Below are 21,117 nucleotides of genomic sequence, written 5' to 3' on the forward strand. Positions count from 1 at the left end.
TGCCCAACGCAGGCTCATACGGACCAATATGAACGAACTGGAAGGCCTGACGGCCCTGATCATCGAGCCCCACGCGGGGATGCGGGCCAGCATCCACAGCATGCTCACGCTGTGCGGCCTGACCCGGATCGAGCACGCCAGCACCTCCAACCAGGCCGTGAAACACCTGGGCCTGCGCCAGTTCGACATGATCCTGTGCGAATACGACCTGGAAGGCGGCCAGGATGGCCAGCAATTGCTGGAAGACCTGCGTCACCACAAGCTGATGCAGCTGGCGACCATGTTCTTCATGGTCACGGCCGAAGGCAACCACAGCAAGGTGGTCAGCGCCGCCGAGCTCGCGCCGACCGACTACATCCTCAAGCCGTTCACGGCCGACCGCCTGCTCGAGCGCATCGGGCGCGCCCTCGACAAGCGCAATGCCTTCCTGCCGGTGTACAACCTGATGGAGGCCGGCGACCAGGAGGAGGCGATCGCCGCCTGCATCGAAGGCCAGCGCCTGCACGCGCGCTACGCGGTCGACTTCCTGCGCCTGCGCGCCGAGCTGCACATGTTCCTGGGCCAGGCCGACCAGGCCGAGCCGATCTACCGCCACCTGGTCGAGATCAAGGCGATCGCCTGGGCCCGGCTCGGCCTGGCCAAGACCCTGTTCGTGCGCAAGCAATTCACCGAGGCGCGCGACATCCTGGAAGACCTGGTCGACACCAACCGCAACTTCGTCGATGCCTACGACTGGCTGGCGCGCACCCACGCCGCGGTCGGCGAATTGCAGAAATCGCAGACGGTGCTGAGCGACGCGGTAGCGGTGTCGCCGCATGCCGTGCGGCGCCTGCGCACCCTGGCCGACACCGCCTTCGAGGCGGGCGACATCGACACCGCCGAAAAAGCCCTGCGCCAGGTGGTGAGCAAGGCCAAATATTCCGAATTCCGCGACCCCGAAGACCACGTCAAGCTGGTGCGCGCGCTGGTGCACAAGGGCGATCCCGTCGGGGCCGCCGCCGTGGTGCGCGACCTCGACCGCTCGATGGGCGGGCGCGCCAATACCCAGCTGTGCAGCGCGATCGCCTCGGCGCTGGTGCACGAGTACACCGGCAACGAGCAGCGCCTGGGCGAAGCGCTGGGCACGGCCCTGGCGTCAAACAAGGATGCGCCCAATCTGTCGGCCGACCTCAAGCTTGAGCTGGCGCGCACCTGCATCGACAATGGCCGTGAAGAAGGCGCTTCCGAGATCGTGCGCGAGGTGATGAGCAATGCTTCGAGCGACGCCATGGTCACGCGCGCCATGGGCGTGCTGGAGCAGGCCGGCAAGGGCGAGCTGGCGCAGACGCTGGCGCAGCAGAGCCGCCAGCAGGTGGTCGACCTGGTCGCCGGCGGCGCCGCGCGCGCCAAGAACGGCGACTACGAGGGCGCGGTGCGGCTGATGCTGGAAGCGGCAACCAAGTTGCCGAGCAATCCGGCGGTGGCCTTCAATGCCGCGCTGGCGGTGCTGCGCTGCCTCGAGCACGAGGGCTGGGACAACCGCCTTGGCGCGCAGGTGCCGGGGCTGATCGGCAATGTGCGCAAGCTCGACCCGCTCAATCCCAAGCTGCCGGCGCTGGCGGCGCTGCACCAGCAGGTGCTGAAGCAGTACAAGCAGGCCCCGCACGCGGCCGCGCCGCTGCGCAAGGCCGGCTAAGCGGATAGGGCGTCATGACCGACATTCTCCAGGACGGCGCCCCGCGCCGCGTGCGACCCGCCCTGATGCGCAAGCTCAGCGGCACCGAACGCATGTTCACCCTGGGCGGCGCCATCATGCACGTGATCGGCATGGGCTATAGCGACGACCTGGGCACGGCCGACCTCGCGTATTACGTGGTGTCCGACGTCGCTCTGACCCAGCGCATCCTGCGCCTGTCCAACACGGTCCAGTACCGCACCCTGTCCGGCACGCCGGTGACGACGATCTCGCGCGCCATTTCCCTGCTCGGCTTCGACAATGTGCGCGCGGCCGCACTGGCGATGCTGCTGGTCGATGCGCTCGACACTGCCGAGCATGGCGTGCGGGTGGAACTCGAAGCCGCCTTGTGCGCCAGCCTGGTCGGCCGCGAGCTGGCGCGCCACAGCCCCATCCCCGGCGCCGAGGAAGCGGCGATCTGCGCGCTGTTCAAGAACCTGGGCCCGCTGCTGCTGGCCAGCCACGAGCCGGAGCGCTACCGCGAAATCGCCGCGATCGCGGCTGCCGGCAAGCACACCTCTAGCCAGGCTGCGCAACTGATCCTGGGCTGCAGTTTCGAGACCCTGTCAGAGGCGATCTTGCGCGAATGGCAGATGCCGGGCCTGATCGTGCAGGCCCAGGCGGCGCTGCCGCCGGGCCCGCTCGAGGCCGCGCCCGAGCGCGACCAATGGATGCGGCAGGTGGCCGCCTTCAGCCGCGACGTGGCGCGCCTGATGGGCCGCCACCACGATCCGGCCGCGGCTACCGAGACCCAGGAGCTGATACAGCGCTATGGCGCGGCGCTGGGCGTCGACCACCCGGCCATGGTGGCGCTGTACGACGAGGTGCAGGAAGGCATGAACGGCATGCTGCAGAGCATGAACCTGGAGCGCGCGCCGAAGCACGATCCGAAGGCCGCCAGCAGCCTGCCGAACGTGCTGGCGCTGGCCACCCTGGACACGGGCGAGGACGACGAAGGCGAGTTCCACCCCAGCGGCAAGCCGAAGAATGCGCGCGACCTGCTGCTGGCGGGCGTGCAGGATGTGACCCTGCTGGGCGGGTCCGGCGCCGGCGCCAACGACGTGATCATGGCCGTCCTCGAGACGCTGTATGGCGCGCTGGGCTTCCGCTTCGCCACCGTGTGCCTGCGCGATGTGCGCACAAAACAGTTCCGCGCCCGGGTGTCGCTGGGCGAGGGCAGCGTCGACCTGCAGGACGGCTTCGTTTTCCCCTGCGCCTTTACGCGCGACGTGTTCCATCTCGCCCTGGAAAACGATGCCGACATGATGATCGCGGACGCCTTCAGCCCCAAGATCCGCGACCTGCTGCCAGCCTGGTACAAGACCCTGCTGCCGGACGCCGAGAGTTTCATCGTGTTGCCGCTGGTGGTCGGCAAGGCCCGCCTGGGCCTGATCTACGCCGACCGCATCTTCACCGCGCCCGAGGGTGTGGCGCAGGACGAGACGGCGCTGATCAAGGCGCTCAAGGCGCAAGTGCTGGCGGCGCTGGCGCCGCAGGGCGCGAACAACCCCCAGCCCTGATCTCCCCGTTTGCCCCAAGACCGTCGTTCCCGCGAAGGCGGGAACCCAAGTTTTGATGCGTATTGTTGCGGCGGACAGAAGCGCTATCGGTGCGCGGCGGACTCGGGTTCCCGCCTCCGCGGGAACGACGTGGTTTGATTGTGCAAACGTGCGGGCAGAACAATTCCAAGTATGTTCATAAAGATTTTTTCGCACTTGGCAAAATCACCCTTGCAGCTTTACAGTCCGACCGTTACAATCACGCCCCGAAGCAACGCTGTCAGGCGAAGTAGAAAAAGTTTCTACCGCAGTCTGATTGACAGTACGTTGAGCTTGCTTCATACTCTGCGGTTCTTCGCGGTGGGGTGGCCGAGTGGTTAAAGGCAGCAGACTGTAAATCTGCCCTCTCTGAGTACGCTGGTTCGAATCCAGCCCCCACCACCAAAAAGAAGATCGTGAAGTCGGATAGAAGTTGTACCTCGCGGGTGTAGCTCAATGGTAGAGCAGAAGCCTTCCAAGCTTACGACGAGGGTTCGATTCCCTTCACCCGCTCCAGTTAGTGCGGTGGTTTCTACATCGCAAATATCAGCCCTTGTAGCTCAGTGGTAGAGCACTCCCTTGGTAAGGGAGAGGCCACGTGTTCAATCCACGTCAAGGGCACCAGAATTTCGTACGGCAGTCGCGTTGCACTCGTCCGTCAGGTGTGCCTGGTAATCCCCAAATATATCGTTAGATCTTAGGAGTCTGAAATGGCAAAAGGTAAATTCGAACGGACCAAGCCGCACGTCAACGTCGGCACCATCGGTCACGTTGACCACGGTAAAACCACCCTGACGGCTGCAATCGCTACCGTCCTGTCGAAGAAATTCGGCGGCGAAGCCAAGGCCTACGACCAGATCGACGCGGCACCAGAAGAAAAAGCACGCGGCATCACCATCAACACCGCACACGTCGAGTACGAGACCGAAAACCGTCACTACGCGCACGTTGACTGCCCAGGCCACGCCGACTACATCAAGAACATGATTACCGGTGCCGCGCAGATGGACGGCGCGATCCTGGTGTGCTCGGCCGCTGACGGCCCAATGCCACAGACCCGCGAGCACATCCTGCTGGCGCGTCAGGTTGGCGTTCCATACATCATCGTGTTCCTGAACAAGTGCGACCTGGTCGACGACGCAGAACTGCTGGAACTGGTCGAAATGGAAGTCCGCGAGCTCCTGTCGAAATACGAGTTCCCAGGCGACGACGTGCCAATCATCAAGGGTTCGGCACGTATGGCCCTCGAAGGCAAACCAGGCGAAATGGGCGAAGAGTGCATCACCCGTCTGGCTGAAGCCCTGGACACCTACATCCCAACGCCAGAGCGCGCTGTTGACGGCGCCTTCCTGATGCCAGTGGAAGACGTGTTCTCGATCTCGGGTCGCGGCACCGTGGTGACCGGCCGTGTCGAGCGCGGCGTTGTCAAAGTCGGCGAAGAGATCGAAATCATCGGTATCGTCGACACCGTTAAAACCACCTGCACCGGCGTGGAAATGTTCCGTAAGCTGCTGGACCAGGGTCAAGCTGGCGACAACGTCGGCCTGCTGCTGCGCGGCACCAAGCGTGAAGACGTGCAACGTGGTCAAGTTCTGGCAAAGCCAGGCTCGATCAAGCCGCACAACCACTTCACCGGTGAGATCTACGTCCTGTCGAAAGACGAAGGCGGCCGTCACACCCCGTTCTTCAACAACTATCGTCCTCAGTTCTACTTCCGTACGACTGACGTGACCGGTTCGATCGAACTGCCAGCAGACAAAGAAATGGTCATGCCAGGCGACAACGTCTCGATCACCGTCAAGCTGATCGCTCCGATCGCGATGGAAGAAGGTCTGCGCTTCGCAATCCGCGAAGGTGGCCGTACCGTCGGCGCCGGCGTGGTTGCCAAGATCCTGGCCTAATCAGCCAAGGTAGGGGGAAGCAGGCAGGGTTGCGAAACCGGCCTGTTTCCCTCGAACAGCATTGCCAGTGAGCGCGCGCTTGCTGTATAATGCTGGATTCAGCAGTAAAGTCTTCGTAGGGGTGTAGCTCAATTGGCAGAGCGTCGGTCTCCAAAACCGAAGGTCGCGGGTTCGATTCCCTCCGCCCCTGCCACCGAATTCTGGTGCGCAGCACCGAAAGTAAAGAAGAATGTCTAATCAATCCGTGCAAACTGTCAGCACCTCGAATGACAAGTTCAAGGTCGCGCTGGCGGTGGTTGCAGCGATTGCGGGCGTCGTCGGGTTCTTTTACCTGACTGGCCAGAACAAACCAGCCTTGGTCGCCGCAGGCGCCCTCGTGGCTGGTTTAGTTTTTGCTGTCCTGCTTTTGTGGACTTCCACCACTGGCCGCGATTTCCTGAGCTTTGCCAAGGAGTCGGTGCGCGAGACCAAGAAGGTTGTCTGGCCTACCCGCCGCGAAGCCATGCAGATCACCGGCATCGTGTTCGCCTTCGTGGTCGTGATGGCGATTTTCCTGTGGGGCACGGATAAGCTTCTCGAGCTCCTGTTGTACGACTTTGTCCTGGGTTGGAAATAACATGAGCGATAACGTGCAAGAAAATGCACCAGTGCCGGGCGATGTCCCGGCCTCTGACGCTGGTGAACAGCCGGCTGCCGCTCCAGTGAGCGTCCCGGTCAGCAATAAGCGCTGGTACGTCGTCCATGTCTATTCGGGCATGGAAAAGAGCGTGATGCGCGCATTGACCGAGCGTGTCGAACGCGCTGGCATGCAAGAACAGTTCGGCCAGATCCTGGTGCCGACCGAGGAAGTCGTCGAGATGCGCAACGGCACCAAAGCCGTTTCCGAGCGCCGCTTCTTCCCGGGCTACGTGCTGGTTGAGATGGAAATGACCGACGAAACCTGGCACCTGGTGAAGAACACCAGCAAGGTCACCGGTTTCATCGGCGGCAAATCGAACAAGCCGACCCCGATCCCAGCACGCGAGATCGACAAGATCATGCAGCAAGTGCAAGAGGGCGTCGAAAAACCTCGTCCGAAAGTGCTGTACGAAGTGGGCGAGCAGGTCCGGATCAAAGAGGGCCCGTTCACCGACTTCAACGGCAACGTCGAGGAAGTGAACTACGAAAAATCGAAGGTGCGTGTCTCAGTCACCATCTTCGGCCGCGCAACTCCGGTGGAACTGGAGTTCGGGCAAGTCGAAAAAGTCTAAACGTCATAATCGGGACGTCGCAGCAGCTAGGCGGAATCCGGTAAGAGGAGCCCCGCCGAGACGAGTAGTCGTGGTGGGGCGCTACTACTCAAGTCAAAGATAGGAGCCTTTCATGGCAAAGAAAATCATTGGCTTTATCAAGCTGCAAGTTCCAGCTGGTAAAGCAAACCCATCCCCACCGATCGGTCCAGCACTGGGTCAGCGCGGTCTGAACATCATGGAATTCTGCAAGGCGTTCAACGCCCAGACCCAGGGTGTCGAGCCAGGCATGCCAATCCCGGTCGTGATCACCGCGTTCGCCGACAAGTCCTTCACCTTCGTGATGAAGACCCCACCGGCAACCTACCTGATCAAGAAAGCCGCCGGCATCACCAAGGGTTCGCCAAAGCCGCACACCGACAAGGTTGCGTCGCTGACCCGCGCCCAGGCTGAAGAAATCGCAAAAACCAAGCAGCCGGACCTGACCGCCGCCGACATGGACGCAGCAGTGCGTATCATCGCTGGCTCGGCACGTTCGATGGGCATCACGGTGGAGGGTCTGTAATGGCTAAGCTGTCCAAGCGCGTTAAAGCAATCAAAGCAAAAGTTGACCGTAACAAGGTCTACGAGTTCGACAACGCTGTGTCGATCGTCAAGGAATTCGCCACTGCCAAGTTCAACGAGTCGATCGACGTCGCCGTTCAACTGGGCGTGGACCCGAAGAAGTCGGACCAAGTGGTTCGCGGTTCGGTCGTGCTGCCAGCTGGCACCGGCAAGACCGTGCGCGTCGCTGTGTTCGCTTCGGGTGACAAGGCTGAAGCTGCTAAAGCAGCCGGCGCCGACGTGGTCGGTATGGAAGACCTGGCAGAGCGCGTGAAGGCCGGCGACATGCCGTTCGACATCGTCATCGCTTCGCCAGACACCATGCGTATCGTCGGTACCCTGGGTCAGATCCTGGGCCCACGTGGCCTGATGCCTAACCCGAAAGTCGGCACCGTGACCCCAGACGTCGCTACCGCGGTCAAGAACGCCAAAGCCGGTCAGGTCCAGTACCGTACCGACAAGTCGGGCATCATCCACGCGACCATCGGCCGCAAGTCGTTCAGCGACGCAGATCTGAAGAGCAACCTGGTTGCCCTGATCGACGCCCTGAACAAGGCCAAGCCAGCGACCTCGAAAGGCGTGTACCTGCGCAAGGTCGCCCTGTCGTCGACGATGGGCGCCGGCGTTCGCGTCGACCACGCTTCGATCTCGGCTGCTGCCTGATCAGCAAGCATTAAGCGGCGGCTTTCGAGTCGTCGTCCCCGCGAAGGCGGGGATCCAAGCGACGGTGCTTGCATCGTCGTCCCCGCGAAGGCGGGGATCCAAGTTTAAGTCGTTACTTATGTGGCGCGCATCTTTGGGCTGTCGGGGCTGAACACCGCTCCGGCAGGCAATCAAAGACCGTTGGGCCGAAAGCAGAGGTTGAGCTGACGGTTAATAAACCACCCAACGCAGATGGTGTACCCGAACAAGTTTTGTAGTCCAGCTGTGTGAGTTTATCCGCTCAGTTTTAAGACTTCTTAACTTCGGACGCCGTGTGTTCGAACCGATAAGGACATCTCGTCCCTATCATTTAAGGAGATTGACCGTGGGTCTTAATCTGAATGACAAAAAGGTCGTCGTCGAAGAAGTTTCCGCAAAAGTAGCAACTGCGCAAACCATCGTCGTGGCTGAGTACCGTGGCATCCAGGTTAGTCACTTGACCAAGCTCCGTGCAACCGCACGTGCCCAGGGCGTGTACCTGCGTGTTCTGAAGAACACGCTGGCTCGCCGCTCTGTCGAAGGCACGCAGTTTGCCTCGCTGGCTGATTCCATGACCGGTCCGCTGATCTACTCGATCTCGGACGACGCCGTTGCTGCAGCAAAAGTCATCAATGACTTCGCTAAAACCAACGACAAGCTGGTCATCAAAGCCGGTAACTACGCAGGTAAGCAGCTCGACGTAGCTGGTGTTACCGCGTTGGCAAGCATCCCATCCCGTGAAGTCCTCATCTCGCAGCTGTTGGGCGTCATGCTGGCTCCGGTGTCGGGCTTTGCACGTGGTCTGGCTGCACTGGCAGCGAAAAAAGGCGAAGGTTCTTCCGAGGCAGCTCCGGCAGCCGAAGAAACCGCTGCTGCTTAATTTAAGCACAGCCTTTTTTCTCAAGTACTAACTGAACTACACACAAATCAAAACTGGAGTTTCAAATGGCAATTAGCAAAGACGATATCCTGAACGCAGTGAGCGAAATGTCCGTCATGGACCTGAACGAACTGGTCAAGGCATTCGAAGAGAAGTTCGGCGTGTCGGCCGCTGCAATGGCAGCACCTGCAGCCGGTGGCGCAGCCGCTGGTGCAGCTGCTGAAGAGCAGACCGAATTCAACGTCGTCCTGACCGAAGTCGGCGCGAACAAAGTCGGCGTCATCAAAGCCGTCCGTGAAATCACCGGTCTGGGCCTGAAAGAAGCCAAAGACGTGGTCGATGGCGCACCGAAGACCGTGAAAGAAGCCCTGCCGAAAGCTGACGCTGAAGCCGCTAAGAAGAAGCTGGAAGAAGCTGGCGCCAAGGCCGAGCTGAAGTAATACATATGCACCGGGCACTTGATACAAGTGCCCAGCGCGGGAGTCAAAGCTTGCAAAACCTTCCGGAAGGAAGGAATTGCTGCTTTGGCTCTTTTGTCGTCCCTGCGGCAAACGTCAGAATCTAGTGGCGACAGGGAACAGGCAGTACCGAATTGAAGCAGCATCGTATCACAGCAGTTTGCTTGTCCTTTTCATCTGGCGCGAAAGAGTAAGAGACTTCAGGACTTGTGTGTGGTAGTGGCGTTCGCCACTGGCAAATCCTGAAATCTCCATCCTTTCTGTCACTCACGGAGTGTCCATGCACTACTCATTTACTGAGAAGAAGCGCATTCGCAAGTCGTTCGCGAAGCGCGCCAACGTTCACAACGTTCCCTACCTGCTGGCTACCCAGCTGGAATCCTACGAGAACTTCCTGCAGGCCGAATTCGCTCCGTCCTCGCGCAAGAACGAAGGCCTGCAATCGGCCTTCTCCTCGATTTTCCCTATCGTGTCGCACAATGGTTTTGCGCGCCTCGAGTTCCTGTCGTATGTGCTGGGCGACCCTGCGTTTGACGTGAAAGAGTGCCAGCAGCGTGGCCTGACCTTCGCGTCGCCGTTGCGCGCCAAGGTGCGTCTGGTGATCCTGGACAAGGAATCGCCGACCAAGCCTGTCGTCAAGGAAATGAAAGAGCAGGAAGTCTATATGGGCGAGCTGCCGCTGATGACCACGAACGGTTCGTTCGTGATCAACGGCACCGAGCGCGTCATCGTCTCCCAGCTGCACCGTTCGCCTGGTGTGTTCTTCGAACACGACCGCGGCAAGACCCACTCGTCGGGCAAGCTGCTGTTCTCGGCACGTATCATTCCTTACCGCGGCTCGTGGCTGGACTTCGAGTTCGACCCGAAAGACATCCTGTTCTTCCGCGTCGACCGTCGCCGCAAGATGCCGGTAACGATCCTGCTCAAGGCCATCGGCATGACGCCGGAGCAGATCCTGGCGAACTTCTTCGTCTTCGACAACTTCACCCTGCGTAACGATGGCGGCGAGCTCGAGTTCGTCTCCGAACGCCTGCGCGGCGAAGTCGCGCGCTTCGACATCGTCGACAAAGCGGGCAAGACCATCGTCACCAAGGACAAGCGTATCAACGCCAAGCACGTCCGTGACATCGAAGCCGCCGGCATCAAGTCGATCTCGGTGCCAGAAGACTACCTGCTGGGCCGCGTGCTGGCCAAGAACATCGTCGACCAGGACACCGGCGAGATCATCGCCGTGGCCAACGACGAGCTGACCGAAGAACTGCTGGGCAAGCTGCGCGACGCCAGCGTGACCGACATCCAGACGCTGTACACCAACGATCTGGACCAGGGCGCCTACATCTCGCAAACCCTGCGCACCGACGACACCGCCGACCAGACCGCCGCACGCGTGGCGATCTATCGCATGATGCGTCCTGGCGAACCGCCAACCGAAGAATCGGTCGAAGCCCTGTTCAACGGCCTGTTCTACATGCCGGAACGCTACGACCTGTCGGCTGTCGGCCGCATGAAGTTCAACCGCCGTATCGGCCGTGACGAACTGACCGGCGACATGACCATGTCGAACGAAGACATCCTTGCCGTGATCAAGATCCTGGTCGAGCTGCGCAATGGCCGCGGCGAAGTCGACGATATCGATCACCTGGGTAACCGTCGCGTGCGTTGCGTCGGCGAACTGGCTGAGAACCAGTTCCGTGCCGGCCTGGTGCGCGTGGAACGCGCCGTCAAGGAACGCCTCGGCCAGGCCGAAGCGGACAACCTGATGCCGCACGACCTGATCAACAGCAAGCCGATCTCGGCCGCGATCCGTGAATTCTTCGGTTCGTCGCAGCTGTCGCAGTTCATGGACCAGACCAACCCGCTGTCGGAAGTCACCCACAAGCGCCGCGTCTCGGCACTGGGACCTGGCGGTCTGACCCGCGAACGTGCAGGCTTCGAGGTGCGCGACGTGCACCCGACCCACTACGGCCGCGTGTGCCCGATCGAAACGCCTGAAGGCCCGAACATCGGCCTGATCAACTCGCTGGCACTGTACGCCCGCCTGAACGAATACGGCTTCCTGGAAACCCCGTACCGCAAGGTCGACGATTCCAAGGTCACCGACAAGATCGAATACCTGTCGGCGATCGAAGAAGGCCGCTACATCATCGCCCAGGCGAACGCGGCGATCAGCGACGCAGGCCAGCTGGTCGACGAACTGGTCTCGGCGCGTGAAGCCGGCGAAACGATCCTGGTCTCGCCAGAGCGCATCCAGTACATGGACGTCGCCCCAGGCCAGATCGTGTCGGTCGCAGCATCGCTGATTCCATTCCTGGAACACGATGACGCGAACCGTGCACTGATGGGCGCCAACATGCAGCGCCAGGCCGTGCCTTGCCTGCGTCCAGAGAAAGCCGTGGTCGGCACCGGTATCGAGCGCACCGTGGCGGTCGACTCGGGCACCACCGTGCAGGCACTGCGTGGCGGTGTGGTCGACTACATCGATGCAGGTCGTGTCGTGATTCGCGTCAACGATGAAGAAGCGACGGCTGGTGAAGTCGGCGTCGACATCTACAACCTGATCAAGTACACCCGTTCGAACCAGAACACCAACATCAACCAGCGTCCGATCGTGCAGGTTGGCGACCGCGTTGCCCGTGGCGACGTGATTGCCGACGGCGCATCGACCGACCTGGGCGAGCTGGCGCTGGGCCAGAACATGCTGGTGGCGTTCATGCCGTGGAACGGCCTGAACTTCGAGGATTCGATCCTGATCTCGGAAAACGTCGTCAAGGACGACCGTTACACCTCGATCCACATCGAAGAGCTGTCGGTTGTCGCTCGCGACACCAAACTGGGCGCGGAAGAAATCACCCGCGACATCTCGAACCTGGCAGAAAACCAGCTGGCGCGCCTGGATGAATCGGGCATCGTCTACATCGGCGCCGAAGTGCAAGCCGGCGACGTGCTGGTCGGTAAGGTCACGCCAAAAGGCGAGACCCAGCTGACCCCGGAAGAGAAGCTGCTGCGCGCGATCTTCGGCGAAAAAGCGTCGGACGTGAAAGACACCTCGCTGCGCGTGCCTTCGGGCATGGTCGGCACCGTGATCGACGTCCAAGTGTTCACCCGCGAAGGCATCCAGCGCGACAAGCGCGCCCAGCAGATCATCGACGATGAACTCAAGCGCTATCGCCTGGACCTGAACGACCAGATGCGTATTGTCGAGGGCGATGCCTTCGAGCGTCTGGAGCGTATGCTGATCGGCAAGATCGTCAACGGCGGTCCGAAGAAGCTGGCCAAGGGCGCGGCGATCACTGCGGAATACCTGGCTGATCTGGACAAGTTCCACTGGTTCGACATCCGCCCGGCGGAAGACGACACCGCGAACGCGCTGGAAGCGATCAAGGAATCGATCAACGAGAAGCGTCACCAGTTCGACCTGGCCTTCGAAGAGAAGCGCAAGAAGCTGACCCAGGGCGACGAGCTGCAGCCTGGCGTGCAGAAGATGGTCAAGGTCTACCTGGCCGTCAAGCGCCGCCTGCAGTCGGGCGACAAGATGGCCGGTCGTCACGGTAACAAGGGTGTGGTCTCGCGTATCGTGCCGGTGGAAGACATGCCGTTCATGGCGGACGGTCGTCCAGCCGACGTCGTGCTGAACCCGCTGGGCGTTCCGTCGCGTATGAACGTCGGTCAGATCCTGGAAACCCACCTCGGTTGGGCTGCTAAAGGTCTGGGCTGGCGCATCGGCGAAATGCTGCAGGCGCAAGCGAAGGCGGCAGATCTGCGTCCGTTCCTGGCCAAGATCTACAACGAAACCGGCCGCAAGGAAGACCTGGACAGCTTCAGCGATGAAGAAATCCTGACCCTGTCGGCGAACCTCAAGAACGGCGTGCCGTTCGCGACCCCGGTGTTCGACGGCGCCCACGAGGAAGACATCCGCCGCATGCTGGACCTGGCCTTCCCTGACGACATCGCTGCCCACCTGGGCATGACGCCGTCGAAGAACCAGGTCACCATGTTCGACGGCCGCACCGGCGAAGCGTTCGAGCGCAAGGTTACCGTCGGCTTCATGCACATGCTCAAGCTGCACCACCTGGTCGACGACAAGATGCACGCGCGTTCGACCGGTCCGTACTCGCTGGTGACGCAGCAGCCGCTGGGCGGTAAAGCCCAGTTCGGTGGCCAGCGCTTCGGTGAGATGGAGGTGTGGGCACTGGAAGCGTACGGCGCATCGTACGTGTTGCAGGAAATGCTGACTGTGAAGTCGGATGACGTGAACGGCCGTACCAAGGTGTACGAGAACCTGGTCAAGGGCGACCACGTGATCGACGCCGGCATGCCGGAATCGTTCAACGTGCTGGTCAAGGAAATCCGTTCGCTGGGTATCGACATCGATCTCGAGCGCAACTAAGCAGGGCCAGCATGGCCGCCAGCCTTCGGGCCCGGCCTGCTGCTCTTGAATTGTCGTTCCCGCGCAGGCGGGAACCTAAGCCCGGTGGTTGCCGGCAAACTTGGATTCCCGCCTGCGCGGGAATGACCGTTTTAAGGGTTAGCGGACCGCGCAAGCACCGGCGAAAATCGGTGAGAAGCGGCGGCAGTAGTACTCAGTACAGAATCAATCACCTTTGGAGTGATACATGAAAGCACTGCTCGATCTATTCAAGCAAGTTCAGCAAAACGAAAGTTTCGACGCCATCAAGATTGGCCTGGCGTCGCCTGAAAAAATCCGTTCGTGGTCGTTCGGCGAAGTCAAGAAGCCGGAAACCATCAACTACCGTACGTTCAAGCCTGAGCGTGACGGCCTGTTCTGCGCCAAGATCTTTGGCCCGATCAAGGACTACGAATGCCTGTGCGGCAAGTACAAGCGCCTGAAGCACCGCGGTGTGATCTGCGAGAAGTGCGGCGTTGAAGTGACCCTGGCCAAGGTGCGCCGTGAGCGCATGGGCCACATCGAACTGGCTTCGCCAGTCGCGCACATCTGGTTCCTGAAATCGCTGCCGTCGCGTCTGGGCATGGTCCTGGACATGACCCTGCGGGACATCGAACGCGTGCTGTACTTCGAAGCATACGTCGTGACCGATCCTGGCATGACTCCGCTCAAGAAGAGCCAGATCATGTCGGAAGACGACTACGCCGCCAAGTACGAAGAGTACGGCGACGACTTCACCGCCTTCATGGGCGCCGAAGGTATCCGTGAACTGCTGCGCTCGATCGACATCCACCGCGATGCCGAAGCCCTGCGCGTGGAACTCAAGGAATCGAAATCCGAAGCCAAGATCAAGAAATACGCGAAGCGCCTGAAAGTGCTCGAGGCGTTCCAGCGTTCGGGCATCAAGCCTGAGTGGATGATCATGGAAGTTCTGCCGGTGCTGCCGCCAGAGCTGCGTCCGCTCGTCCCTCTGGACGGTGGCCGTTTCGCGACCTCCGACCTGAATGACCTGTATCGCCGCGTCATCAACCGTAATAACCGCCTGAAGCGCCTGATGGAACTGCGCGCACCAGAGATCATTACGCGCAATGAGAAACGCATGCTGCAGGAAGCAGTCGATTCGCTGCTGGACAACGGCCGTCGCGGTAAAGCGATGACCGGCGCCAACAAGCGTCCGCTGAAGTCGCTGGCCGAAATGATCAAGGGTAAAGGCGGTCGTTTCCGTCAGAACTTGCTGGGCAAGCGCGTCGACTACTCGGGCCGTTCGGTCATCGTGGTGGGTCCACAGCTGAAACTGCACCAGTGCGGTCTGCCGAAGCTGATGGCCCTCGAGCTGTTCAAGCCGTTCATCTTCAACAAGCTCGAACTGATGGGTCTCGCGACCACCATCAAGGCTGCGAAGAAGCTGGTCGAAGTGCAAGAGCCAGTGGTCTGGGACATCCTGGAAGAAGTCATCAAAGAACACCCGATCATGCTGAACCGTGCGCCTACGCTGCACCGTCTCGGTATCCAGGCGTTCGAGCCAGTCCTGATCGAAGGTAAAGCCATCCAGCTGCACCCACTCGTTTGCGCGGCGTTCAACGCCGACTTCGACGGTGACCAGATGGCAGTCCACGTCCCGCTGTCGATCGAAGCACAGATGGAAGCACGTACGCTGATGCTGGCGTCGAACAACATCCTGTTCCCATCGAACGGCGAACCGTCGATCGTGCCGTCCCAGGATATCGTGTTGGGTCTGTACTACGCGTCGCGCGAGGCGATCAACGCCAAGGGCGAGGGCATGATGTTCCCGGACGTGTCGGAAGTCATCCGCGCGTACGACAACAAGGAAGTCGAACTGGCGACCCGCATCACCGTGCGTATCGTGGAATTCCCACGCAATGCCGAAGGTGGCTTCGACCAGACCCTGACCCGCTACGAGACCACGGTCGGCCGTGCGATCCTGTCCGAGATCCTGCCGAAAGGCCTGCCATTCTCGGTGCTGAATCGTTCGCTGAAGAAGAAGGAAATCTCGAAGCTGATCAACACGTCGTTCCGCAAGTGCGGCCTGCGTGCGACCGTCGTCTTCGCCGACAAGCTGATGCAGTCGGGCTTCCGCCTGGCAACGCGCGCCGGTATCTCGATCGCTGTCGACGACATGCTGATCCCGGACGTCAAGAAGGGCATGATCGCGACCGCCGAAGCCGAAGTGAAACAGATCGAGCAGCAGTACAGCTCGGGTCTGGTCACCGCCGGCGAGCGTTACAACAAGGTCGTCGACATCTGGGGCAAGACCTCGGATGAAGTCGGCAAGGCGATGATGGACCAGCTGAAAATCGAGCCGGTCACCAAGCGCGACGGCACCGAAGGCACCCAGGAATCGTTCAACGCGATTTACATGATGGCCGACTCGGGCGCCCGTGGTTCGGCAGCCCAGATTCGCCAGCTGGCGGGTATGCGTGGTCTGATGGCGAAACCGGACGGTTCGATTATCGAAACGCCGATTACCGCGAACTTCCGCGAAGGCCTGAACGTTCTGCAGTACTTCATCTCGACCCACGGCGCTCGTAAAGGTCTGGCGGATACGGCACTGAAGACCGCGAACTCGGGTTACCTGACCCGTCGTCTGGTGGACGTGACGCAAGATCTGGTGGTGATCGAAGACGATTGCGGCACCAACAACGGCACGCACATGAAGGCGCTGGTCGAAGGTGGTGAAGTCATCGAAGCCCTGCGCGACCGTATCCTCGGCCGTGTGACCGGCACCGATGTCGTCAATCCTGAAACCCAGGAAACCCTGTACGAAGCCGGCACACTGCTGGACGAGGACATGGTCGAAGAGATCGAACGCGTCGGCATCGACGAAGTGAAGGTCCGCACCCCGCTGAACTGCGACACGCGCTTCGGCCTGTGCGCCAAGTGCTACGGTCGCGACCTGGGCCGCGGTAGCCTGGTCAACAGCGGCGAAGCAGTCGGTGTGGTCGCTGCACAGTCGATCGGTGAGCCGGGTACCCAGCTGACCATGCGTACCTTCCACATCGGTGGTGCGGCATCGCGTGCAGCAGTGGCATCGTCGGTCGAAGCCAAGTCGAACGGTACGGTCCGCTTCACCGCGACCATGCGTTACGTCACCAACGGTAAAGGCGCGCAAATCGTCATTACCCGTTCGGGCGAAGTGCTGATCACCGACGACCACGGCCGTGAGCGCGAGCGTCACAAGGTGCCGTACGGCGCGACCCTGCTGGTCAAGGATGGCCAGACCGTCAAGGCTGGTATCGCCCTGGCGACCTGGGATCCGCTGACCCGTCCGATCATCACCGAGTACGCCGGTACCATCCGCTTCGAGAATGTCGAAGAAGGTGTCACCGTGGCTCGCCAGGTCGATGAAGTGACCGGTCTGTCGACCCTGGTCGCGATCGATCCGAAGCGTCGTGGTTCGGGCAAGGTCGTGCGTCCGCAGGTCAAGCTGCTGAACGAAGAAGGCCAGGAAGTGAAGATCGCCGGCACCGAACACGCCGTGACGATCGGTTTCCAGGTCGGCGCGCTGATCATGGTCAAGGACGGTCAGCAAGCAACCGTTGGTGAAGTGCTGGCACGTATCCCGACCGAATCGCAGAAGACCCGCGACATTACCGGTGGTCTGCCGCGCGTTGCCGAACTGTTCGAAGCACGTTCGCCGAAAGACGCGGGCATGCTGGCTGAAGTGACCGGTACCGTGGCGTTCGGTAAAGAGACCAAGGGCAAGCAGCGCCTTGAGATCACCGACATGGACGGCAACAAGCACGAGTTCCTGATCACCAAGGACAAGCAAGTGCTGGTCCACGACGGTCAAGTCGTGAACAAGGGCGAGATGATCGTGGACGGCCCGGCCGATCCGCAAGACATCCTGCGCCTCTTGGGTATCGAAGCGCTGGCCCGCTACATCGTGGACGAAGTGCAGGACGTGTACCGTCTGCAAGGCGTGAAGATCAACGACAAGCACATCGAGGTGATCGTTCGCCAGATGCTGCGTCGTGTTCAGATCACCGAAGCAGGCGACACCGACTACATCGTCGGCGAGCAGGTGGAACGTTCGGAACTGCTGGACGCGAACGACCGCGTGAACGCCGTCGGCAAGCTGCCGGCACAGTACGAAAACGTGCTGCTGGGTATTACCAAGGCATCGCTGTCGACCGACTCGTTCATCTCGGCCGCATCGTTCCAGGAAACCACCCGCGTGCTGACCGAAGCGGCGATCATGGGCAAGCGCGACGGTCTGCGCGGCCTGAAAGAGAACGTCATCGTCGGCCGCCTGATCCCTGGCGGTACCGGTCTGGCATTCCACCGCGCCCGCAAGGAGAAGGAAGTGTGGGAAGCGGAAGAGCGTCAGGCACTGCTGCAGCAAGAGAAGGCCAATATGGCTGCCGAGTTGCAGGCGATGGAAGACCAGCAGACTGCACAGGCTTCGGCTGAGCAGCATAACGACGGCGAGTGATCGCGTAAGTTGTTAGTGAAGACGGCACCCTGAGGGGTGCCGTTTTTTTTGTCAGATGAATTCGCGGCGTCGATCACGATTGCTTACGTCGATGCCAGAGATGGCCTAAGGCTAGTCCGCCTATGACAAGTGCGAATGCACCATAGGCTTGCAAATAGTAGCTGCTGCCTTGTGATTGGTGAGACGCATTCTACGAAGCAGGCACCCGGTCGAAGCGCTCGAAGATATTCAGCAAATGCTTCCACCGATGCTCTTCCCGGTAACGAGATCGAAGCCGAAGTTGCAGACGTAGTCGCCTTCCTTGCTACGCGTGCACGAGAGATTCTCGTTATCTCTGGCCCGAAATCGCGTCCCACTTCCCTCGGTGCATGCATCATGTTTGTCTGGCCCAATCGCATCGAAGATCTGCTGGGCCGCTTCTCCTTCAATAGAGAAAGCAATCTTCTTGTCGTTCGCCTTGGGGGGGATGGGATCTCCAAGTACGCCACCATACAGCCAGTACGAGGCTGTTGCCGGCTTATATGGTTCGAGATTGTCGCTGGCGACAGCAACGGGCGGGATCAAGAGGATAAATAAAAGACGCAAGAGTTGAATGTTCATCGTCTGCCTTAAGCTAGTCCAACATCAAGTGCGTCTGTGCCAGAGATACCCAGCGACGAGTCCCGAAACGGCGAGTACAAATGCTGCGTACGCTTGCAGGTAATAGCCGTTGCCCAGTTCCAATCGTAGATACAGGCTGATGTCGGGCGAGTGCAGTTCCAGGAACAGGCTGGCGAACCAGCTCGCTGGAGGAACAAAACATATTGCGCCCAGCCACGGCTTGAATCGGGCAGTGAAGAGGCATATGAGCGCCGCAGCGGTGCCTACCTGCCAGAAAAGAACAGCAATCGGTTCCTTGTCGCTTACCTCAGCCATCAGGACGCCGGGGTAGGCAAGACAGGTGAGAGCCAGTAATGCTCGGGGAGTGTGATGCCGCATCCCAAAGTCCTTTGAGCTCATGACGCAATCAGCATCACGGTATGGCCGGCCGCCAATCGCGGATCGTTCTTCAATGCGCTCCGCACGAGATAACCGCGCAGCGCTGACGCTGCTATCACGCGGCCCAGCAAGCGGTAGCGGATGCTGTTGTCGATCAAGCGGGGACGGTAGACGCCGAACCGTGCCAGTGCGTGATAGGCCAGCGTCGTCGCATGCCATTCCTTGTGGAAGTCGGCAACGGGCTCGTGCCAGATGTCGGCTTTTCGCAAGCCTTCGCTATAAGCCAGATCAGCCAGGGCGCGATCGGTCCAGCGTGTGACGTGGTGCGGCGGCATATTGAGCGGCGAGTTCGGTGCAATCGCCAGGAAGCTGTCCTGGGCCGGCACGGCGATCATCAGGATTCCACCGGGCCTGAGCGCCTGGACGCAGGCGTGGAAGAACTGTTTGGGATGCTGCACATGTTCGAGCACCTGGAACGCGCACACGACGTCGTAGCGAGGGCTCGCGGCGGCATGCTCCTCGACCGGCTGTTTCCTGACATCCAGGCCAGCCACACGCGCCTTTTGTACCGCTTCGTCATTGAACTCGAGCCCGGTGTACCGGATCGATTGCGGCAACCAGCGCCGGAATGCTCCCTTTCCACAGCCGACTTCGAGGACCGAGCTATCCTGGTGAATCAGCTTTGCCGCATGGGCGTATTCCGGTTTGTCGTCCTGGTAGTACCAGTCCTGTGTCTGCAGCTGTTCGTAGAAGCGACCATCACCCACGCAGGCTGGATCGAAGAAGCCCAGTTCGCAATGGTTGCAGTGGCATAAGGTGATGCTGTCGCCATGGAGATAGGCACTGACGTCGATGCCTTTCTGGCGATAGCTGCGGATCAGGTCGTGCCGGTCGACTGAGTCGACGGCCTCGGTATCATTGGCATGGCATGCTGGACAAATGCGCTCAGGCATAACGTCCTCTCATGGCGGAGTCCTGATCGATCAAGTGGCGTTGCTGGTCAGCGTAGCAAGCGGTGGATATGCCAATCTGCCCCTCCTCAAACGTGCGCACTTGCATGCCAGCGTGCGCCGTATTCGATCGCATCCAATAATCGTTGCCCCACGTAACTCCTGTATCCCGGCAGCACTGGCATAAGTTCGAACAGAACCTCTGCCTGCAGTCATACCCAAGTCAGCAGGACGCCCCAATGCATGGGATTGTTCTACACTGGGTTGGCTTTTTACTATCCCTGTAGATCTTCGAAGGAGCAAACCATGAAAATGCGATGGATGAGCGCCGTCCTGCTGAGCGCCGTATGCGCTACCGCCAGTGCCGCCGACAATACCGTGACCCTCAAGCTGGCCACCGACAAAGGCGATGGCGCCACCGTGGGCACCGTGACGCTCAGCGAAACCAAGTTCGGCGTCGTGCTCACGCCCGACCTCAAGGACCTGACGCCCGGCCTGCACGGCTTCCACATCCACGCCAACGGCAGCTGCGCGCCGAACCAGGCTGACGGCAAGACCGTCCCGGCTGGCGCGGCAGGCGGCCACCTCGATCCTGCCAAGACCAACAAACACGGCACCCCATGGGGCGACGGCCACCTGGGCGACCTGCCGGCGCTGACCGTCGACGCCAAGGGCGTCGCCACCAACCCGGTCCTGGCCCCGCGCCTGAAAATGTCGGACATCAAGGGCAAGGCCCTGATGGTCCACGTCGGCGGCGACAATCACTCCGATCACCCGGCGCCGCTGGGCGGCGGAGGCGGCCGCATGGCTTGCGGCGTGATCCAGTAATCCTGTGTTGAAAGCGGATGGCGGCGCATGGCGCGCCGTCCGCGATCAGTCCACGTGCAACTGCCCGCGCAGCCACACCAGGCTCGACGCGGCAAAGTTCATCACCGAGACATGCCCAGCGTCCAGCCGCTGCCACAGCTCGGCCCAGCGGCCGTGACGCGCCAGCCATTCGCTGTGCGACGCCGGCACCACGCGATCCTGCATCCCATGCACGAGCAGCGTCGGACAGGCGATGCGCGTGCAATCGAATCCCCACGGCGTCACATAGGCGATATCTCCCTCGATCGAGCCGCCAGCCCCATTGGCCACCGCGTGCGCCCATCGCAGAGCACCAGGTCTTCTTCGCGCATTGTTCGCCTCTTTCGTCAGTGGATCGAAAAATCGTTGGCCCAAACGCGTCGTTCCCGCGCAGTGATGTGACCCTGTAGTGGTCTAATGTCTCCGGACGCCTCGATAGGTGGATAATTCACCTTCGAAGGAGTTTACATGACCAGGCAAC

General features: G+C 60.8%; 16 protein-coding genes and 4 tRNA genes. 16 read left to right on the top strand and 4 right to left on the bottom strand.

Annotated features, from left to right (window positions below; genetic code table 11):
• Positions 1–28: 28 nt before the first annotated feature.
• The 15 genes from AC3A6F_RS20335 (at position 29) to rpoC (ending at position 17,862) form a co-directional block, all read left to right on the top strand.
• Positions 29–1,675, top strand: a complete 1,647-nt coding sequence (locus tag AC3A6F_RS20335; RefSeq protein WP_487684135.1) for a response regulator — start codon at positions 29–31, stop codon at positions 1,673–1,675.
• A gap of 14 nt (positions 1,676–1,689) precedes the next feature.
• Positions 1,690–3,234, top strand: coding sequence for an HDOD domain-containing protein (locus tag AC3A6F_RS20340; protein WP_487684138.1), 1,545 nt, complete (start codon positions 1,690–1,692; stop codon positions 3,232–3,234).
• Between the two features lie 338 nt (positions 3,235–3,572).
• Positions 3,573–3,657, top strand: a tRNA-Tyr gene (locus AC3A6F_RS20345).
• A gap of 37 nt (positions 3,658–3,694) precedes the next feature.
• Positions 3,695–3,768, top strand: a tRNA-Gly gene (locus AC3A6F_RS20350).
• Positions 3,769–3,801: 33 nt separating this feature from the next.
• Positions 3,802–3,876 (top strand) — tRNA-Thr (locus AC3A6F_RS20355).
• Positions 3,877–3,962: 86 nt separating this feature from the next.
• Positions 3,963–5,153: an elongation factor Tu gene (gene tuf / locus AC3A6F_RS20360; protein ID WP_487684141.1), complete on the top strand. Its 1,191-nt coding sequence runs from the start codon at positions 3,963–3,965 to the stop codon at positions 5,151–5,153.
• Positions 5,154–5,270: 117 nt separating this feature from the next.
• Positions 5,271–5,346 (top strand) — tRNA-Trp (locus AC3A6F_RS20365).
• 36 nt (positions 5,347–5,382) lie between these two features.
• Entirely contained in the window at positions 5,383–5,769 is a 387-nt protein-coding gene (gene secE / locus AC3A6F_RS20370; RefSeq protein ID WP_005663637.1) for a preprotein translocase subunit SecE, read from the top strand.
• A gap of 1 nt (position 5,770) precedes the next feature.
• Entirely contained in the window at positions 5,771–6,403 is a 633-nt protein-coding gene (gene nusG, locus AC3A6F_RS20375) for a transcription termination/antitermination protein NusG (protein WP_147936280.1), read from the top strand.
• Between the two features lie 112 nt (positions 6,404–6,515).
• Entirely contained in the window at positions 6,516–6,947 is a 432-nt protein-coding gene (rplK, locus tag AC3A6F_RS20380; protein ID WP_123070147.1) for a 50S ribosomal protein L11, read from the top strand.
• Positions 6,947–7,648, top strand: coding sequence for a 50S ribosomal protein L1 (rplA, locus tag AC3A6F_RS20385; RefSeq protein WP_320473280.1), 702 nt, complete (start codon positions 6,947–6,949; stop codon positions 7,646–7,648). The genes rplK and rplA overlap by 1 nt, the downstream gene beginning before the upstream one ends.
• A gap of 364 nt (positions 7,649–8,012) precedes the next feature.
• A complete protein-coding gene (gene rplJ, locus AC3A6F_RS20390; RefSeq protein WP_123070149.1) occupies positions 8,013–8,546 on the top strand; it encodes a 50S ribosomal protein L10 in 534 nt (177 codons plus the stop codon).
• Between the two features lie 65 nt (positions 8,547–8,611).
• Positions 8,612–8,986 (top strand): 50S ribosomal protein L7/L12, encoded by a 375-nt coding sequence (rplL, locus tag AC3A6F_RS20395; protein ID WP_487684147.1) that lies wholly within the window; start codon positions 8,612–8,614, stop codon positions 8,984–8,986.
• 298 nt (positions 8,987–9,284) lie between these two features.
• Positions 9,285–13,391: a DNA-directed RNA polymerase subunit beta gene (rpoB, locus tag AC3A6F_RS20400; protein ID WP_487684150.1), complete on the top strand. Its 4,107-nt coding sequence runs from the start codon at positions 9,285–9,287 to the stop codon at positions 13,389–13,391.
• A gap of 226 nt (positions 13,392–13,617) precedes the next feature.
• Entirely contained in the window at positions 13,618–17,862 is a 4,245-nt protein-coding gene (rpoC, locus tag AC3A6F_RS20405) for a DNA-directed RNA polymerase subunit beta' (protein ID WP_123069016.1), read from the top strand.
• A gap of 228 nt (positions 17,863–18,090) precedes the next feature.
• Here rpoC and AC3A6F_RS20410 read toward each other — a convergent pair whose 3' ends face one another.
• The 3 genes from AC3A6F_RS20410 to AC3A6F_RS20420 are packed head-to-tail and all read right to left on the bottom strand — an operon-like array spanning position 18,091 to position 19,793.
• Positions 18,091–18,462: a hypothetical protein gene (locus AC3A6F_RS20410; RefSeq protein ID WP_487684154.1), complete on the bottom strand. Its 372-nt coding sequence runs from the start codon at positions 18,460–18,462 to the stop codon at positions 18,091–18,093.
• A gap of 24 nt (positions 18,463–18,486) precedes the next feature.
• Positions 18,487–18,861, bottom strand: a complete 375-nt coding sequence (locus AC3A6F_RS20415) for a hypothetical protein (protein ID WP_487684157.1) — start codon at positions 18,859–18,861, stop codon at positions 18,487–18,489.
• On the bottom strand, positions 18,858–19,793 hold the full coding sequence (locus AC3A6F_RS20420; protein ID WP_487684160.1) for a class I SAM-dependent methyltransferase: 936 nt from the start codon (positions 19,791–19,793) through the stop codon (positions 18,858–18,860). Before AC3A6F_RS20420 ends, AC3A6F_RS20415 begins: the two co-directional genes overlap by 4 nt.
• 303 nt (positions 19,794–20,096) lie before the next feature.
• Here AC3A6F_RS20420 and sodC point away from each other — a divergent pair, with 303 nt between their 5' ends.
• Positions 20,097–20,618: a superoxide dismutase [Cu-Zn] SodC gene (gene sodC / locus AC3A6F_RS20425; RefSeq protein WP_487684163.1), complete on the top strand. Its 522-nt coding sequence runs from the start codon at positions 20,097–20,099 to the stop codon at positions 20,616–20,618.
• A gap of 45 nt (positions 20,619–20,663) precedes the next feature.
• On the opposite strand, the gene AC3A6F_RS20430 is transcribed toward sodC, so the two are convergent.
• A complete protein-coding gene (locus tag AC3A6F_RS20430; protein WP_487684166.1) occupies positions 20,664–20,927 on the bottom strand; it encodes a hypothetical protein in 264 nt (87 codons plus the stop codon).
• Positions 20,928–21,117 lie beyond the last annotated feature (190 nt).

The organism is Massilia sp. Soil_C_3 (assembly GCF_057657035.1).

What these genes read in the sequence shown, in the direction of transcription:
- secE (WP_005663637.1), top strand. Translation starts at nt 5,383, where the DNA reads ATGTCTAATCAATCCGTGCAAACTGTCAGCACCTCGAATGACAAGTTC.
- AC3A6F_RS20340 (WP_487684138.1), top strand. Translation starts at nt 1,690, where the DNA reads ATGACCGACATTCTCCAGGACGGCGCCCCGCGCCGCGTGCGACCCGCC.
- tuf (WP_487684141.1), top strand. Translation starts at nt 3,963, where the DNA reads ATGGCAAAAGGTAAATTCGAACGGACCAAGCCGCACGTCAACGTCGGC.
- rplA (WP_320473280.1), top strand. Translation starts at nt 6,947, where the DNA reads ATGGCTAAGCTGTCCAAGCGCGTTAAAGCAATCAAAGCAAAAGTTGAC.
- rplL (WP_487684147.1), top strand. Translation starts at nt 8,612, where the DNA reads ATGGCAATTAGCAAAGACGATATCCTGAACGCAGTGAGCGAAATGTCC.
- nusG (WP_147936280.1), top strand. Translation starts at nt 5,771, where the DNA reads ATGAGCGATAACGTGCAAGAAAATGCACCAGTGCCGGGCGATGTCCCG.
- sodC (WP_487684163.1), top strand. Translation starts at nt 20,097, where the DNA reads ATGAAAATGCGATGGATGAGCGCCGTCCTGCTGAGCGCCGTATGCGCT.
- rpoC (WP_123069016.1), top strand. Translation starts at nt 13,618, where the DNA reads ATGAAAGCACTGCTCGATCTATTCAAGCAAGTTCAGCAAAACGAAAGT.
- rpoB (WP_487684150.1), top strand. Translation starts at nt 9,285, where the DNA reads ATGCACTACTCATTTACTGAGAAGAAGCGCATTCGCAAGTCGTTCGCG.
- AC3A6F_RS20410 (WP_487684154.1), bottom strand. Translation starts at nt 18,462, where the DNA reads ATGAACATTCAACTCTTGCGTCTTTTATTTATCCTCTTGATCCCGCCC.
- AC3A6F_RS20415 (WP_487684157.1), bottom strand. Translation starts at nt 18,861, where the DNA reads ATGAGCTCAAAGGACTTTGGGATGCGGCATCACACTCCCCGAGCATTA.
- rplK (WP_123070147.1), top strand. Translation starts at nt 6,516, where the DNA reads ATGGCAAAGAAAATCATTGGCTTTATCAAGCTGCAAGTTCCAGCTGGT.
- AC3A6F_RS20420 (WP_487684160.1), bottom strand. Translation starts at nt 19,793, where the DNA reads ATGCCTGAGCGCATTTGTCCAGCATGCCATGCCAATGATACCGAGGCC.
- AC3A6F_RS20335 (WP_487684135.1), top strand. Translation starts at nt 29, where the DNA reads ATGAACGAACTGGAAGGCCTGACGGCCCTGATCATCGAGCCCCACGCG.